General features: G+C 55.2%; 12 protein-coding genes. 7 read left to right on the top strand and 5 right to left on the bottom strand.

The features are described from left to right. Window positions 1-140: 140 nt before the first annotated feature. Complete coding sequence (locus HYD27_RS23550) at window positions 141-1,112, top strand: LacI family DNA-binding transcriptional regulator (protein WP_219219177.1); 972 nt, start codon at window positions 141-143, stop codon at window positions 1,110-1,112. A 422-nt stretch (window positions 1,113-1,534) separates the two neighbouring features. Here the strand turns inward: HYD27_RS23550 and HYD27_RS23545 are convergent, their stop codons facing one another. The 3 genes from HYD27_RS23545 to HYD27_RS23535 are packed head-to-tail and all read right to left on the bottom strand — an operon-like array spanning window position 1,535 to window position 4,615. Next, window positions 1,535-2,365 carry a carbohydrate ABC transporter permease gene (locus HYD27_RS23545; RefSeq protein WP_219219176.1) on the bottom strand — a complete coding sequence of 277 codons (831 nt, stop codon included), beginning with the start codon at window positions 2,363-2,365 and terminating at the stop codon, window positions 1,535-1,537. Then, window positions 2,365-3,237, bottom strand: coding sequence for a carbohydrate ABC transporter permease (locus HYD27_RS23540; RefSeq protein ID WP_219219174.1), 873 nt, complete (start codon window positions 3,235-3,237; stop codon window positions 2,365-2,367). Before HYD27_RS23540 ends, HYD27_RS23545 begins: the two co-directional genes overlap by 1 nt. A gap of 55 nt (window positions 3,238-3,292) precedes the next feature. Further along, window positions 3,293-4,615, bottom strand: coding sequence for an ABC transporter substrate-binding protein (locus HYD27_RS23535; protein WP_219219172.1), 1,323 nt, complete (start codon window positions 4,613-4,615; stop codon window positions 3,293-3,295). Between the two features lie 188 nt (window positions 4,616-4,803). Here HYD27_RS23535 and HYD27_RS23530 point away from each other — a divergent pair, with 188 nt between their 5' ends. From HYD27_RS23530 to HYD27_RS23520, 3 genes are all read left to right on the top strand, one after another. Beyond that, window positions 4,804-6,591, top strand: coding sequence for a cache domain-containing sensor histidine kinase (locus HYD27_RS23530; protein WP_309242119.1), 1,788 nt, complete (start codon window positions 4,804-4,806; stop codon window positions 6,589-6,591). Between the two features lie 15 nt (window positions 6,592-6,606). Further along, complete coding sequence (locus HYD27_RS23525) at window positions 6,607-8,157, top strand: response regulator transcription factor (protein WP_219219170.1); 1,551 nt, start codon at window positions 6,607-6,609, stop codon at window positions 8,155-8,157. A gap of 421 nt (window positions 8,158-8,578) precedes the next feature. Then, window positions 8,579-9,079 carry a hypothetical protein gene (locus HYD27_RS23520; RefSeq protein ID WP_219219167.1) on the top strand — a complete coding sequence of 167 codons (501 nt, stop codon included), beginning with the start codon at window positions 8,579-8,581 and terminating at the stop codon, window positions 9,077-9,079. Between the two features lie 125 nt (window positions 9,080-9,204). On the opposite strand, the gene HYD27_RS23515 is transcribed toward HYD27_RS23520, so the two are convergent. Next, window positions 9,205-10,122, bottom strand: coding sequence for a dihydrodipicolinate synthase family protein (locus HYD27_RS23515; protein WP_219219165.1), 918 nt, complete (start codon window positions 10,120-10,122; stop codon window positions 9,205-9,207). 100 nt (window positions 10,123-10,222) lie between these two features. Between HYD27_RS23515 and HYD27_RS23510 the strand changes: the two genes are divergently transcribed. Further along, window positions 10,223-10,981: an IclR family transcriptional regulator gene (locus HYD27_RS23510; RefSeq protein WP_219219163.1), complete on the top strand. Its 759-nt coding sequence runs from the start codon at window positions 10,223-10,225 to the stop codon at window positions 10,979-10,981. Window positions 10,982-11,119: 138 nt separating this feature from the next. On the opposite strand, the gene HYD27_RS23505 is transcribed toward HYD27_RS23510, so the two are convergent. After that, a complete protein-coding gene (locus HYD27_RS23505; protein WP_219219160.1) occupies window positions 11,120-12,025 on the bottom strand; it encodes an AraC family transcriptional regulator in 906 nt (301 codons plus the stop codon). Window positions 12,026-12,195: 170 nt separating this feature from the next. Between HYD27_RS23505 and HYD27_RS23500 the strand changes: the two genes are divergently transcribed. Both HYD27_RS23500 and HYD27_RS23495 read left to right on the top strand, forming a co-directional pair. Next, window positions 12,196-14,433: a glycoside hydrolase family 52 protein gene (locus HYD27_RS23500; RefSeq protein WP_219219158.1), complete on the top strand. Its 2,238-nt coding sequence runs from the start codon at window positions 12,196-12,198 to the stop codon at window positions 14,431-14,433. Between the two features lie 60 nt (window positions 14,434-14,493). Continuing rightward, entirely contained in the window at window positions 14,494-16,575 is a 2,082-nt protein-coding gene (locus tag HYD27_RS23495; RefSeq protein ID WP_228745275.1) for an alpha-glucuronidase family glycosyl hydrolase, read from the top strand. Window positions 16,576-16,581 lie beyond the last annotated feature (6 nt).

Below are 16,581 nucleotides of genomic sequence, written 5' to 3'. Positions count from 1 at the left end.
ATCCCGCCTTTTACTTTTATAGATTATTGGATGATTTATGGTAAGCTGATATTGTTTCCTTCAAATTGAATGCTAAACGTTGTAACGCGTTACATGTCAAGTAATATCTTTGAACTTTTTTGCTATAAAGGAGAGGCGGCATGTCGAATCTTGATCAAATTGCGAAGCTGGCGGGATTTTCCAAGGCTACGGTATCCAGAGTCCTGAATCATTCCCCTCATGTCAACCCGGAGACGAGGGACAGAATTTTGGCGATTATGAAGGAGCTGGACTATGCTCCGAACGGCAATGCCGTCTCCCTGTCGAAAGGGCGGACTTTGCAGATCGGCATGTGCGCGGAGGGCATCAACGAAGTGATGCTGCCTTTTCTGAACAGCTTTGTGGAGACGGCCAGCCAGAATGGGTACCAGACCATCGTGTACACCTCGGGCGGGGATGCGAAGAAGGAGCTGAAGGCCTTTGAGGATCTGCGGAGAAAAAGAGTGGATGCGCTGGTCATCATCACCTGTGTCAATGATCATGGCCTGATCGGCTCCTATTGCAAATACGGGCCGATTGTCTCCTGGCAGCGGATGCGGCTTCCCGAGATCCTTTCGGTAGCCATGAATCAATATGACGGGTACAAGCTGGGGGTTGAGCATGTGATCGGGCAAGGGTATACCCGGATCGCCAATGCGCTCGGCAGGCCGAGCAGCATGAATACGCTCAGCCGGCTGGAAGCCTATGAGGATATTATGAACAAGCACAGCCTGGCTGTGCCTCCCGGGTGGTCGCGCACTGGCATCTACTCCATCCGGGACGGAGAGCGGCTGGTCGGGGAGCTTCTGCAGGGTGCGAAGGAACGCCCGGATGCGGTCCTCTGTGCCAATGATCTGGTGGCGGCGGGCCTGCTGAACGAAGCCCGCAGGCAGCAGGTGAAGGTTCCGGAGGAGCTGGCTATCGTCGGCTTTGACAACACGGAGCTTGCCCATACGCTGGGAATCACCTCGATCGATAATCCCATTGCCGCCCAGGCGCAGAATGCGTTCTATCTGCTGCTGGGCAAGCTGAACCATGAGGAAACGGTACAGAAGAAGCTGCAATTCAGACTGGTCAAGCGGGCGACGACGTAAGCCTGAAGACAGGTGCACTGCGTCGGGCATATGCCCATGCGGGAGCAATTACATAAGATGAGGCAGGCCAATTGAGCGGCCTGCCCCGTCTTTTTTGAAAGATAAGAATGTATATGTTTTGGGGTCCCCGCAAAGTACCTGAGTCATCATCGAAGCCAAGGCCCCACTTTGTGGGGTTATTTTGTGTGTATTAGGCTGACTCCGCTATGGGCTTTCGGACACAACTGCACTGGAGTCCGTTCGCACAGCGAAACCACAGCCCTCACCGATATTAAGAGCTTCCCGGTCCGTTGCAGGCCTGCGGCCTCCCTCCCCAAAGCAAAGGCTCAAATCCTGCGAGTTCCGCTTGAGTCCCGCTTGAGTCCCGCTTGAATCCTGCTTAAGCTCCGTTTGAATTCAACAGCTCAAAGCCTGCTTCAACCTTAGCCCTTGACCGCACCGGCGGTAAGCCCGCTCACAATATATTTCTGGCAGAACAGGTACAGAATCAGCACCGGCAGCGAGGTCAGCACCAGATCGGCGAAAATCAGATTCCAGTCCCGGCTGTACTTGCCGTAGAAATTGTATACAGAGAGCGGCATGGTCCAGTCCGAGCTGTCGGTCAGGAAATAGAGCGGAATGGTAATGTCGTTCCAGACGGACATGAAGACCATGATCGCCACGGTTGCGTTGACCGGAACGATCAGCGGGGTGACGATTTTGAAGAAGACATCAAAGGTATTGGCGCCTTCCAGGAAGGCGACCTCATCCAGCGCTTTGGGGATGGAACGGATGAATCCGCTGTACAGAAACACGCTGAACGCGGTATTAAGCGAAGCGTAGATGAAGATTACGCTGGTGATGCTGCCGTAGAAGCCCATCCACTGCACAACGCGGATCGTGGTGATGGTGGACATCGGGGCAATCAGGCCCATGAAAAAGAACATATACAGAAAATTGGACCACTTGGTCTCTCTGCGGACCAGAATGAAGGAGGCCGCCGAAGAGGTGAAGATATTCAGGATGGAAGAAACGCCGGTGATCAGCAGCCCGTTCAGAAAAGCGCGGCCCAGGCCGCCTTCCTTGAATACGGTTGTATAGTTGGAGAACCTCCACTCTTCCGGGAGCCGCAAGGAGAACTTCAGCACCTCTGCGCTGTTCATGAAGCTGCCGAAAATCATGACCAGCAGCGGCAGGATAATCAGCAGCGAGGCAAGGATCAGGAAGCCTTCGACCAGATAGTTGCGCCAGGCCATTTTGCGTGTGTAGCCCATTACTCCGATACCTCCTTGCGCCGCATGAAGATCAGCAGCGGAATGGCAATGATGGTGACTGCAGCGAACAGCAGCGTGTTGACCGCTGTGCCGAGGCCCCAGCTGCCTTCCCCGAACGAGCGCAGGATGATGGTGCCCACCACCTGGGAGGCATTGCCCGGCCCCCCGCCGGTAAGCACGAATACCTCGGAGAATACCTTGAGGCCGCCGATCAGGGTGAGCATCAGATTGATGTTGATGGCCGGAAGCAGGAGCGGAATGGTGATGCTGCGGAAGCTTCTCCAGGAGCCGGCCCCGTCAATCGTGGCTGCTTCATAATATTCTTTTGAAATGGACTGGAGTCCGGCCAGGTAGATGGCCATCTGGAAGCCGGTATGCTGCCAGATGGAGACGGCGGCGACAGTCCAGATGACGACCGACGGATTGGTCAGCCAGGCCTGGCTTAAGGAATGCAGGCCGACAGTGTCCAAGATGCGGTTAACCGTGCCGTCGGAGCGCAGCATGGGTGTGAATACAATGCTGATTACCAGGACGCTGAGGATCGACGGCGAGTAAAAAATCGCCCGCAGCAGATTTCTGGATTTCAGCCTTATATTCAGGCCCACAGCAAGCGCGATTCCGAGCAGGTTCTTGCCGAGTACGGTAACTACCGCAAAAATGACGGTATTCTTGATCGCCAGGAGCAGGATTCTATCCGTGAAAATCCGTTCAAAGTTGTCCCAGCCGACAAAGGAAACGGCCTCCCGGTCCAGCCGCCAGTCCGTGAAGGAATAGAACAGCCCGGCGAGTGCGGGCAGCACAAAAAATATGGAATAGATCAGCAGCGCAGGCCAGATAAGGTAATACGAGTATAGTTTCTTGGATATCTTCATCTCTTCACACTCCTTGTATAGCCCGGGCTTTATTCTGCCTGTTGTCCTGTCAATTTCAGAAGCCTTCAGCACCCTTGTCCTTCATCAGCTGGCTGAATTTTTCATCCCAGGCCTTGAGAACGCCCTCAGGGTCCAGACCGCCGGCAAATTCGTCCTGGAGCAGACGGTACAGCTCGCTGCGGTCTACCAGCATGTAAGCATGGGTGGTCAGTACGGTTTTCTTCGGTGTGATGTATTGATCCACAATCTCCTGCTTGTATTCCGGAAGCTCAGGCGTAGTCACATCGCTGAGATTGGAGACATAGCCCTGATTGTCCACGATCTTCTGTGCTACCTCCTTGGTGGCAATGAAGTCGAGGAATTGCTTGGCTTCTGCCATATGCTTGGATTTCTTCGGAATGAACAGCTGGCCGCCCAGCGGACTTGCGCCGAGGCTTGCCCCTTCGGAAGAAGGAATGGCGAAGAGTCCGAGCTTCATATTGGGATCTTTTTCGGCCACATTTACAATCAGCCAATCGCCCATGAACATCATTGCAGTTTCCTTATTCAGGAATTTGCCTACAGCCATATCGTAGCTGTCGCTGAGAATGTCGGCGTTGGTATAGCCCTTCTGGTAGACTTCATATTGCTGCTGCAGGAACTCTGCGAACTCGGGAACCTCGGACCATTTTTTGCGGCCGGCGTTGATGTCGTCGAACAGCGCCGGCTCGTTCTTCGCGGCCCAGTCGGCAAAAGCGGCAGCCGGCCAAATGTTCGCGGCCCAGTTATCCTTGAACGGCATGAAAACCGGTGTAATTCCGCTGGACTTGATTTTCTCGCAGACCGCCAGGAATTCCTCGAAATTGTCCGGAATTTCAAGTCCAAGCTCTTTGAAGATGTCCTTGTTGTACACCACTCCCTGCATGCCTGTATCCTGGCTTACATGGAAGCTGTAGACATGGTCATAAGCGGAGAGCACATCCTTGTTCAGCAGTCTTTCAACCCATGGCTCATTGTCAAGAATCTCGAAGTTGCGCTCCAGGTTAAGGTCCGTTGTGGCGCTGGCAAGGTTGTATTGGATAATATCCGGCACTTCATCAACGGCCAGCTTAGTCTGGAGCACGGTAGCTGTCTGTTCCGCCGGGAGCAGCTGCAGGTTCACTTTGATGTTGGTTTTCTGCTCGAATTCATCCAGCAGATCCTGTGCGACAAACGCCGAATCCTGCGAGCTTTTGGAGATGGCCAGCTCAATGGTGACCTTTTGCCCGCCGCCGCTGCCGCCCTTGCCCGTCTCCGAGGCATTGCCGGCGCCGGAGCTGCCAGAGCCGCATGCAGCCAGCGATAAGGCCATTGCTCCGGCCAGTATGCCTGTTGCCAATTTTTTCATTTTGTCATTCATGCTATCGCCCCCGTAGTTGATTTGTTCTTTTTGAATCCGTTTACATTTTTGATTATAGAGCGCTGCCTGTGTAAGGTACATGGCTGTCCTTGACTCTTTCTGTGTAATATTCTGAACTGTGTCCTGCTTGTTCATTCACCCTTTTGGATGTACAGTAGGATCATCAAACGGTTCAGGGAGGATTCGCTGTGTTGGTGAGATTCAGCAAAAAATCAAACGGAGGCCGGCTCCAGCCGAGCCTGCAAACCAAGTTCTTTCTGACCTTCATGTTCCTGCTGCTGATCGTAGTCGGCTGTTTTCTGGTCTATGTCAACCTTCTGGTCGTCCAGCCGCTGAAGGAAAAAACAGAGAATGAAATGAAGCTGGCGGCTGCCAAGGTCAGCGATCAGCTGAATCTCTATATCAATAACCAAAACCAGCTGTCGCAGCGGATTTTGTCCAATAAAGAAGTATTTCTGCTGCTGTCCGGCGGCGATTATCCGCAGATCACCCTTGAGGGATTGACGCGCAGCCGCAGGCTGAAGGAGATCATGTTTCAGGCCCTCGGTCCCAGTCTGAACATCGAAGACATGATCATCTATGATCTGAAGGGGGCGGAGGTGGCTTCTTATCTCGGCAACGCCGGCAACCCGGATTCGCTTGCACCGTTTCTCCAGGAAAGCGGCAAGCTGGCGACCTGGAATGCAAGCGGTTACGCATTGTACCGCCAGCCTTCGGGCGGCATATCGTTTGTTCGTGTAATTATGAACCAGAACGGGCAGGTGTACGGCTATCTGGCCATCCAGCTGGATTCGAGATATCTGCAGCGTTCCGCCGCCGGCATTGCCGACAGCAAGGTGTATATTCTGGAACCGGAGAATCAGCTGGTCTCAAGCTCGCCGGCGCTCGGGGAAGGGCAGGAGGTTCCCGCATTTGCGGCAACGACGCTGGACCGCGGAATCTACCTCGACAAGAGCCGGAGCTATGTGGCCTATGACAGATCGGCGGTTACCGGCTGGACCGCTTACCTTGTGATCTCAAAGAATGTGGTGCTCGGACCTGTCAATTCGGTGAAATATATTTCCATTCTGCTGATTACAGCGCTGATTCTGTTCTCGTTCGTCTTTATCCACTTCTCCACTAAAAACCTGCTGCTTCCGATCCGCAAGCTGCGCAGCCAGATTCTGCGGATCAATTACAGCAATATGAATGTGAAGGCGGACACGCGGTCCAACAACAATGAGCTGATCCAATTGAATGAAGCCTTTAAGGAGCTGCTGGAACGGCTGCAGGAATCCATTGACCGGGAGAAGCTTGCGCTGCATGAAGAGGTGAAGGCCCGGAATTCGGCGCTTCAGGCGCAGATTGCCCCCCATTTTATCCACAATGTCCTGTATCTGATCAGCATTGCCGCCCAGGAAGGCAAGAACGCCGTGGTCTCGGAGATGTGCAAGCATTTGTCCGACAGCCTGCGTTACATTGTGTCTTCCCCCTACCAGCATGTCACGCTGACGGAGGAACTGAAGCACACCCAGCATTATTTGTCGCTGATTGAGCACAATTTCGAGGATGATCTGGAGTGGGAGATTGATGAGGATGCGGTGTTTGACCGGATCGAGCTGCCCCGGCTGGTGATCCAGCCCTTCGTGGAGAATTGTATTGAGCATGCCTTCAGGAACACGGACCCGCCCTGGAAGATCCGGGTGAAGGTGAAGGTGTACAACGGGCTGTGGGCCATTGAAATCCGGGATAACGGGGATGGCTTCAGGCCGGAGAGGATCAGGGAAATTCTCGGCAATATCCATGGCTCCGGCGAAGGGGTGTACGAGCTTCAGAATAATACCTCGGGAATCGGCAATATGGGCATTGTGAATACGGTCAACCGGCTGAAGCTGATGTACAAAAACCGGCTGTTCTTTAATATCTACAATCATCCGGAGGCGGACAAGGGAGCCACGGTCCAGATTATTGCATCGATGAGCAAGGACTTTTATTAGACCGGAGGGAGAGCTATGTACACTGCAATCATTGCTGAAGACAGCAAGCCGATTCTGCGCAATATCCGTGCGCTTATGCAGTCCGCGGAGCTGCCCGTGCGCATTGCAGCCGCTGTGTCGAACGGGGTGGAGGCATTGGAATATATAAAAGCGCATCCCGTCGATATCCTGCTGACCGACATCCGCATGCCCAAGCTGGACGGGCTAGCGCTGATCGAGCAGGGCAAGCGGGTGAATCCGGGGCTGAAGGCTGTGCTGATCAGCGGATACAGCGATTTCGAATATACGCGCAAAGCGCTGAACCTGCAGGTGTTCGACTATCTGCTGAAGCCGGTGGAGCGGCACCAGCTTGTTGAAGTGCTGGAGCGGCTGGTAGGCCAGCTGGATGAGCGGCAGGGAAGCGGCAAGGCTCTGCTGGAGGGGATTGTCGAGCCGCATGCGCTGTCAACCGTGGAGCTTGGTGCGGAGTTTCTTGACGGGGAGAAGCTGATGCTGCTCCTGTGCAGGCAGCCGTTTACCCCGGAGCCGGAGGCGGGCTGCTGGAAGGCGGATACGGTCCAGTCCTGTCTTGCCGAAGCCTGCGCACCGCATAGCTGCTGGGTGTTCCCGGTCCGGCAGTCCGGACAGCTTCTTGCCCTGGTCAAGGCTTCCGCGCTGGAGGCGCATCCTTCCATACATGATTGGTTGAAGAGGCTGCACGTTACGCTGCAGGCCCGGGGCATCCAGGTCTCCATTGCAGCAGAGCCGCAGCCTGCGGAGAACCGGGAGCTGATAGCCTGTTATGAGCAGCTGGACCGGAGGATGAAAGAACAGCTGTCAGTGTCCGCCCGGCTAATATGCCAGGCGTATCCGGCGCCAAAGGGCATATTGACTGATGTTGAGCTGGAGAAGCTGACCAGACATTTCGCGGAAATGATCGGGCAGCGGCAGAAGGAGCGCTTCATGGTGCTGCTCAGGCAGCAGCTGATGACGTTTAAGAACTCCGGGCTAAGAATGGCAGAGCTGGAAAGGTTCATCTGGTCCCTCGCAGAGGCCTTCAGAAGCACAGGCCGGCACCAGCAGCCGGAGGAATGGCAGCAGCTGGAGGAAGAGGTGCAGCAGCTTCTGGAGAGCGGGAGCTATGAGGGCTTCGGAGAGTCGCTGCTTGCATGGGCCGAGCAGAGCTTTGAATGGCTGCAGCTTCAGAACAAGAAGAGCGGCGAGGAGCTGTTCCGGCAGCTGGAGCAATATTTGCAGCAGCATATCTATGCCCAGATCTCCATCGCCGATGTGGCGCTCAAATTTCATGTGAGCCCGTCGTATATCAGCAGAATCATCAAGAGATATTCGCAGAAGACCTTTGTGCACTATTTTATGCAGCTTAAGATTGCCGAAGCCCGCCGCCTTATTGCCGCGAAGCCGGAGCTGAAGGTGAAGGAGCTGTCGGAGGTGCTGTCTTTCGGGGATCAGCACTATTTCTCCAAGGTGTTCAAGGAATACACGGGCTGCAGTCCCACAGAATACAAGGAAGGCTGGACTGGCAGCGGGCCGGCTCTGCCCCCGTACGGCGGCGGGCAACAGGATTAAGCACCTGTACCAAAATAAGTTACCGGAATGAACGGATCGTACGCTTCTCCAAATGATCTGTGCGGGCGAAATGAAGTAAGGCTTCATAGTTCCATGCTTTCTTTCAAGCGAATAACAGCCCGCATCCCTTTTTTCTGAGTGTCCAGTCTATAGGTACGCTTGTAGCGGGCTTTCTGGGCTTTTTGGGCTTATCCCCTTGTGCAGGTGCGGCGTGGGCAAGCTGAGCGTCCGGCAGCTCCCTTCCCCGCGCTGACTTCCACACTCCTTCGCTTACTCTTTCTCACTCGCTGTGTGAGATTATTCGCAAAATTACTGCCGTGCGCCCCGGAATAACGGCAGAAATGCCGTTGTTGAGGCGGAGCTGTCCCGTGCGCCCCGAAATAACGGCAGAAATGCCGTTGTTGAGGCGGGGAAGGCCCGCGTGTCCCGAAATAACGGCAGAAATGCCGTTGTTGAGGCAGGGCTGTCCCGTGCGCCCCGAAATAACGGCAGAAATGCCGTTGTTGAGGCAGGGCTGTCCCGTGCGCCCCGAAATAACGGCAGAAATGCCGTTGTTGAGGCGAAGCTGTCCCGCGTGCCCCGAAATAACGGCAGAAATGCCGTTGTTGGGGCGAAGCTGTCCCGTGCGCCCCGAAATAACGGCAGAAATGCCGTTGTTGAGGCGAAGCTGTCCCGCGTGTCCCGAAATAACGGCAGAAATGCCGTTGTTGAGGCAGGGCTGTCCCGTGCGCCCCGAAATAACGGCAGAAATGCCGTTGTTGAGGCGAAGCTGTCCCGTGCGCCCCGAAATAACGGCAGAAATGCCGTTGTTGGGGCGGAGCTGTCCCGTGCGCCCCGAAATAACGGCAGAAATGCCGTTGTTGGGGCGGAGCTGGCACCTCTTACTTTTTCTTACCCTTATTTATTCTGGGATAGGCTCTAAAAAAAATATAAAGGCGCTTCCGTTCACTGGAACGGGCGCCTTTTTATAAATCATTGCGCAGGACCGGCTCTGGAGACAGAGCTGGAGAGCTGCGGTATCAGCAAGAAAATCTGACTAAGCCGGCATCAGTTCATGTGGGGAATGCCCGCCCGGCTGAAAATGTGCTTCAGCTGCCGTTCCTTCAAGTCATTCCAGGGATTCGCCGGAGTATGGCTGAAGGTTGGAACCGGGACGCCGGCCAAACGAACGGCTTCCTTGATGGCAGGAATGAAAGGGTCGTCCAGTGCATACAGCGGCGGAATCTGAATCAGCTTCCGGTGGTATTCAAGCACCTCGGCCAATTGATTGTTCTGAAAGCCCCGGTATAAGCCCAGCATCAGCTGCGGGGCGAAATTGGCGCTGGCTGCAATGGCCCCGGCCCCGCCTGACGCGAGAGTGGGGAGCAGATATTCATCGAAGCCGCAGTAGACAGCGAATGCCGGATTTACTTCCTTGACCTGCAGAATCATCTGGCGGATATGGCTTAGCTGGTCCACCGTTTCTTTGATGCCGACTACCCTGGGATACCGTGCGGCAAGCCGGCTGACAAAGGCCGGACTCAGGTCCTGGCCGGTAAGCGCCGGGAAATTGTACAGCATGAGCGGAAGCTCGGAGGCTTCTGCGATTGAGGCATAATGCGTGAAGAGGCTGTCCTCGCTCAGCTTGCAGTAATAGGGATTAATGGCGACAGCCCCGGCAGCTCCGCTGCGGGCCGCATGCTGTGTGAGCCGGATAGCTTCGGACGTCGTGTTGCTGCCCGTTCCCACCCAGACCGGAAGGCGCCCGTCCGTATAGGCAATGCAAAACTCTGCAATCTCCTCACGCTCCGCCGCGTCAAACTGATTGAACTCTCCGGCGGTTCCCAGGAAGAACAGGGCATGGACGCCTTGGGTGATCAGGCTGTCAATCAAGAGCTGCATTCCGGCACGGTCCAATTTACGGTTTTCATTCAGAATCGTAGGGACAGGGGGGATTATGCCTGCATCTGCCTGAACAATATTCATTTGTTTTTGCCTCCCGGTTTGTTATTATAAACATAAGATTATTATATTGAACCTAAGGGGCTTTATCAATGGTTCTTTTTTAGGAAGGGGAATAGATGAATTGGACCGTAAATATTGGGTTCCCGCCTTGGAACGCGCCGATTTGATTCTGGGAGCGGTTTCCCGCAAGCCCGGGGAGTGCAAAATGACAGAGCTGTGCGAGGAGACGGGGATTAACAAAAGCTCGATGTTTTCTCTGCTGCGTACCATGGAGGCTTTGAACTGGTTGAAGAAGGATGAGAAGGAGTCGTACACGCTTGGAGCCGGGGTGGCCTATCTCAATTTGGCGTTCAATGAGTCGCACAGACAGAATTACAATCTGGTGGAGCATTTTCTGAAGGCTTCCGCTCAAAGCGTCAAGGTAACCGGCGAGACCTTTCAACTATCTGTGCTTGACCGGAGCGAGATTATCTATCTGGCCAAGCAGGAGGGACCCTCGCTGGTGAAGCTGGAGTCCAATCCGGGGATGCGCTTCCCGGCTCATGCGACAGCGATGGGGAAGATGCTGCTTGCGCTGCTGCCGCAGGAGGAACTGGAGAAGCGGTACCCCGGCGGAATTCTGTCTCCGGTAACGCCGCAGACAGTTACGGACTGGGGGGCGTTCACTGAGAAGCTGGCCGGCATCCGCAGCAGCGGATACGCTGTGGATCAGGAAGAGGTCATCCAGGGAATCTGCTGTGCGGCCGCGCCTGTATATGATGCTTCCGGAAATGCAGTAGCTGCGGTGAGCACCTCCATGCTGCGGCATGCCTTTGAGGATAAGCGGGAAACGGCGATGGAAGAGGTTGTCCATCTGGGCAGGACGCTGTCCCGGATTTAAGAATAATAAAAGGGTAAAGCGACTATGCTGCGAAGGGTCCATCAGGCAGGCTGCCATTGCGGTGGAATTGACAAACGTGTGCAGCCGGCCGCTCTGCATCATACAGACTGCAGGCATAACGGGTCGGCGCAGCCGTTGCTACTTGTCCGATTCCCGGTACTCGCGCGGCGATTGGCCGTACCAGCGTTTGAACTGGCGGCTGAAGTGGGCGATATCGCGGTAGCCCAGAATACCTGAAATCCGGCTTACGGACAGGTTGGGATCATCCAGCAGAACCTTGGCCTCGTGCAGCATTTGTTCGGACAGGAATTCTCTGGGCGACACCCTGAACACCTGACGGAACACGCGGTAGCAGTGCGAGGCGCTGATTCCCAGCTCCGCGGCAATATCATCAATGCCGTAGTGGCCGGCATCCGTCAGCTCCAGCTGAAACTGCTGATAGACCAGCCCCTGCAGACGGCTGCGGATCTGGTGCGCGAGCTCCACCTTCTCATAGGTGCCCGAAGCGGGTAAATTCGCCTCGATTGAAAAGGCCTCCCAAAGCTGCCCGAACAGATCAAACACCGCAGACTGCAGTCTCATCCGCTGCGCCATGGTGATGTCTCCGGTGATGGTGCCTGAAATCTCCACCAGCTTGGTGAAAACAGGGCCCAATTTATGGGCAATGCTGCTTCCGGCTTCAAAGAGAACATGATTCAGGCGGCTCAGCAGTGAGATCAGAATCTTGTCATCGATATCAAAATGAATGCAGAAATAGGTAAAGGGCTTGCCATTTCCGCTTTTGCTGGAGTGGGAATCGCCCGGTCTTAACAAGACCAGATCTCCAGCCTTCTGCGTATAGCTGTGATTATTGACGATAAGCAGCTGCTCCCCCTCAAGCACGTAGTTGAATTCGTACTGCGGATGGGCATGAACGGGATAATCCCAATCCCCGCGCACCTTCCGCAGGTGCATGCCGAATAAATTCAGTGTTGTTTTCACATCGGGTATGATCGTTTCGCTGATGCTTTGTCCGAGCACAGGCGGTAAAAAGGCCGATACCACAAAGACTCCCCCTCATCCTTCCTTGTAACCAACAGTATATCAGGACTCCGGCTTGATTTGGGTAAATATTTGCTTGATTTGACAATGTTCGCGCCCCTGGGGCCCATGGTAGGATGAACAAGAACATTGGAAGCAAGGAAATTAAGCTCAAATCCAGAAAGGAGTTCTTTATGACAAAAAACAATCTATTCTATAATGTTCAACATTCTCCTATCGGTGCCTTCGCAAGCTTCACTCTGGGGTTCAAGGGGAAGAATGGAGGACTCGGACTGGAGCTGGGCAAGCCGGCTGACCAGAATGTATATATTGGCTTCCAGTCCGGAGACGGTGAAACCTATGAAGCGCTGCCCTTTTTTGAGCATGTGGAGGATGCAGGCGACAGATTCGATATAGAAAAGGCGGATAAAACCGCCAAGGAATTGCAGGAGGTGTTCCCCGCCCCGCCGGGGGGGAATGACAGGGACAAGCCGAGCGGCTGGTATCAGCCCTCCCGGATTGTTTTGAAAGCGTTTGAGGATCGGCAGATCAGCCGTACACTGCGGACGGCAACGGACACCTGGAAGGCGGGCGATCTGACTTTTACCATATACTCGCCCGTCCGCTCCGTACCCGATCCGGCCTCCGCTGAAGAGGAAGCGCTCAAAGCCTCCCTGCTGCCCGCCGTATTCGCGGAACTGACGCTGGATAACACCAAAGGTACCTTTGCAAGAAAAGGCTTCTTCGGCTATGAAGGCGGCGATGCCTACAGCTCCATGCGCAGGCTCATTGACACCAGCGGGGGCGCCTTTGAAGGCGTCGGACAAGGACGGCTGACAGCCATTGCCTGTAAAGACCCGGGAGTGCAAACCGCCCTCGGGTTCACTATGGAGAAAATCCTTGAAGCCAAGCTGGAGCATAACCTTGCCTTCGGGCTGGGCGGAACAGGGGCCATTACGATGGAGGTTCCGGCCGGAGAGAAGCGGACGTTTCGCTTCGCCGTCTGCTTTTACCGGGGCGGGCTGGTGACGGCAGGAATTGATGCCGGCTATGCGTATACCCGCCACTTTTCCAATATTGAAGCTGTAGCGGATTATGCACTGGAGCATTTCGGCGAGCTGGTTCATTCCTGCCGATCCGCCGATGCCTGGATCGACTCAGCCCCTCTTACAGAGGACCAGTCCTTTATGCTCGCGCATGCGATTCACAGCTATTACGGCAGCACCCAATTGCTGGAGGCTGACGGGAAGCCCCTGTGGATCGTGAACGAGGGTGAATACCGGATGATGAATACACTCGATTTAACGGCGGACCAGCTGTTTTTTGAACTGGTCATGAACCCTTGGACGGTGCGGAATGAGCTGGAATTGTTCGTCAGCCGCTACAGCTACGAAGATAAGGTTGTGTTTCCGGGGGGGACCGTGGAGTATCCCGGAGGGATCACGTTTACCCATGATGTGGGCGTAGCCAATGTGTTCTCTCGGCCGCATTATTCCGCATATGAGATGGCCGGGCTGGATGATTGCTTCTCCTATATGAGCCATGAAGAGCTGGTCAACTGGCTGCTCTGTGCGCTTGTCTATATTGAACAGACCAAGGACCGCGAATTCTTGGGAAATATGCTGCCCACTCTTCGCGCCTGCTTCGAAAGCATGCTGAACCGCGATCATCCGGACCGCGGGCTTCGCAACGGGCTGATGGGTCTGGACAGCAGCCGGACTGAAGGCGGCGCAGAAATCACCACCTATGACAGTCTGGATGCCTCGCTCGGACAGTCGCGCAATAATATTTATATGGCGGGCAAATGCTGGGCTGCCTATGTCGCACTGGAGAAGCTGTTCAAGCAGGAAGGATTGGCTGAATTGTCGGCGGATGCCGGACATCAGGCGGACAAATGCGCGGCTTCCATCGCGGCACAGATGAACAGTGAGGGATACATTCCGGCGGTTATTAATGAAGATAACCGCTCCTGCATTATTCCCGCAATTGAAGGGCTGGTGTTCCCGCTCTTCACAGGCTGTGAAGAAGCGCTTGATCCGGGCGGCAGATTTGCCGCGTATCTGGGTACGCTGGGCACCCACTTGGAGAATGTGCTGGTTCCGGGAGTGTGCCTCTTTGAGGACGGGGGCTGGAAGCTGTCTTCCACCAGCAACAATTCATGGCTCAGCAAAATCTACCTGTCCCAGTTCATCGCCCGCGAGGTCCTGCAGCGGCCTTGGGACGACCGGGGCCATGCCGCAGATTCTGCGCATGCCGGCTGGCTGCTTCATCCCGAGCTGTCGTACTGGTGCTGGAGCGATCAGATTCTGTCCGGCCTCATCGGCGGCAGCAAATATTACCCCCGCGGCGTAACCGCAATCCTGTGGCTGTATGAGGGATCAGGGAAACGGCCGCTGGCACACGATGCAGCACGCTATATAAAATTAAATTGAAGGCTGGCAAAATGGGTGGAAGCAACGCTGCTTCAGACAAGAACAGGAGGAGCATTTCGCATGAAGGATTCCAGGGAGTTGAACAGCATGACGGGTGACGGCGGCTATAATGCCTGGTTAAGCTATCCGGCACTGCCGGCCGGGAGGCAGCATGAGCAATATGTGAAGTGGTGCGGGGCAGTGCAGGCTGCGGAGGAGAACGAGACGGTACAGGCTGCGCTTCAGGAATGGCAAAAGGGCATTCAATCCATGCTGGGCATTCCGGCGGTGCCTCAACCGGGTCCAAAGGGCCTGTCTGTGGCCTTCGGGACCTTTGCGGGCGGCAATCCGCTGATCCGCAGCGTGTTCGGGGAAGAGACGGTCCGGGCTGTCGGCCCCGAGGGCTTTGCGGTCCGCACCTGTGAAGATAAGAACTGTATTGCCGTGGGGGCTTCGTCACCGGCTGGAGTTCTCTATGGTGTGTTCCACCTGCTGCGCCTGATCGGCAGCCTGGAGGAGATCGAAGGGCTGGACGAGGTAGTCAATCCCGTCAACGGGCTGCGGATGATCAATCATTGGGATAATTTTGACGGAAGTGTGGAGCGGGGATATGCGGGCAGGTCGTTCTTTTACGAGAACAACCGTTTTCGGGATGATCCGGAGCGGATCCGCGATTATGCGCGGCTGATGTCCTCTGCCGGAATCAACGCCATTGCCATCAATAACGTAAATGTCCATGCGCTTGAAACGCTGTTTATCTCCAAGTATCTGCCTGAGGTTGCAGGCATCGCCGATCAGTTCAGACGGTATGGCATCAAGCTGTTCCTGAGCGTGAATTTTGCCGCTCCGATGCATGAAGGCGAAGTGGGAACGGCCGATCCGCTGGACCCTGGGGTACGCAGGTGGTGGCAGGGCAAGGCAGCCGAAGTCTATGCGGCGATTCCCGATTTTGGCGGCTTTGTGGTCAAGGCCGATTCGGAGAACCGCCCGGGTCCGTTCACGTATGGCCGGGACCATGCCGACGGGGCCAATATGCTGGCCGAAGCGCTTGAGCCGTTCGGCGGAATTGTGATCTGGCGCTGCTTCGTATACGACTGCAAGCAGGACTGGCGTGACCGCAAGACAGACCGGGCCAGAGCGGCGTATGACCATTTCAAGCCGCTGGACGGCAAATTTGGCGGCAACGTGATCCTGCAGATCAAGAACGGTCCGATGGATTTCCAGGTCAGGGAGCCGGTATCCCCGCTGTTCGGGGCGCTTGAGCGGACCAACCAGGTCATTGAATTCCAGATTGCGCAGGAATATACCGGACAGCAGCGGCATGTCTGTTATCTGGTCCCCCAGTGGAAAGAGGTCATGGAATTCAATACCCTGGCAAAAGGAGAGAAATCTCCGGTGAAGCATATCGTGGACGGCTCACTGTGGGGCAACCGGTACAGCGGGATTGCGGCGGTCTCCAATACGGGCAATGACAGGAACTGGACCGGCCATTTGCTGGCACAGGCCAATCTGTACGGCTTCGGGCGTCTCGCCTGGAACCCGGAGCTGGGCGCAGAAGAGATTGCCGGGGAGTGGATTGCCCTGACCTTCGGCACAGCTCCGGGGATATCGGGCGTCATTAGCCGGATATTGCTGGATTCATGGAATATTTATGAATCCTATACGGCACCGCTCGGGGTAGGCTGGATGATCAACCCGGAGCATCATTACGGGCCGAATGTCGACGGCTATGAATATTCGCAGTGGGGCACCTATCATTATGCCGACCATCAGGGAATCGGTGTAGACCGTACGGTTAAGACCGGCACCGGCTACAGTGCCCAATATCTGGGCAGCAATGCCGAGCGCTACGATTCTCTGGAGGAATGCCCGGATGAACTGCTGCTGTTCTTCCATCATGTCCCGTACACCCACATTCTTCATTCCGGTAAAACCGTTATCCAGCACATCTATGACACCCATTTCGAAGGTGCGGACCGTGCGGCGGAGCTGCTGAATGCCTGGGCCGGTCTGAAGGGAAGCATCAGGGAAGATCTGTATGTGCAGGTGGAAAACCGGCTTACAGAACAGTCCGGCCATGCCAAGGAATGGCGTGACCAGATCAACACGTATTTTTACCGGAAGAGCGGGATTGAAGATGCAGGCGGGCGCACGATTTACTGAGAGGGG

It is taken from the genome of Paenibacillus sp. S150 (assembly GCF_019352175.1).
In the GTDB taxonomy this organism is placed as follows: Bacteria; Bacillota; Bacilli; order Paenibacillales; family Paenibacillaceae; genus Paenibacillus_AQ.
This window is presented reverse-complemented; position numbering and strand designations above follow the sequence as displayed.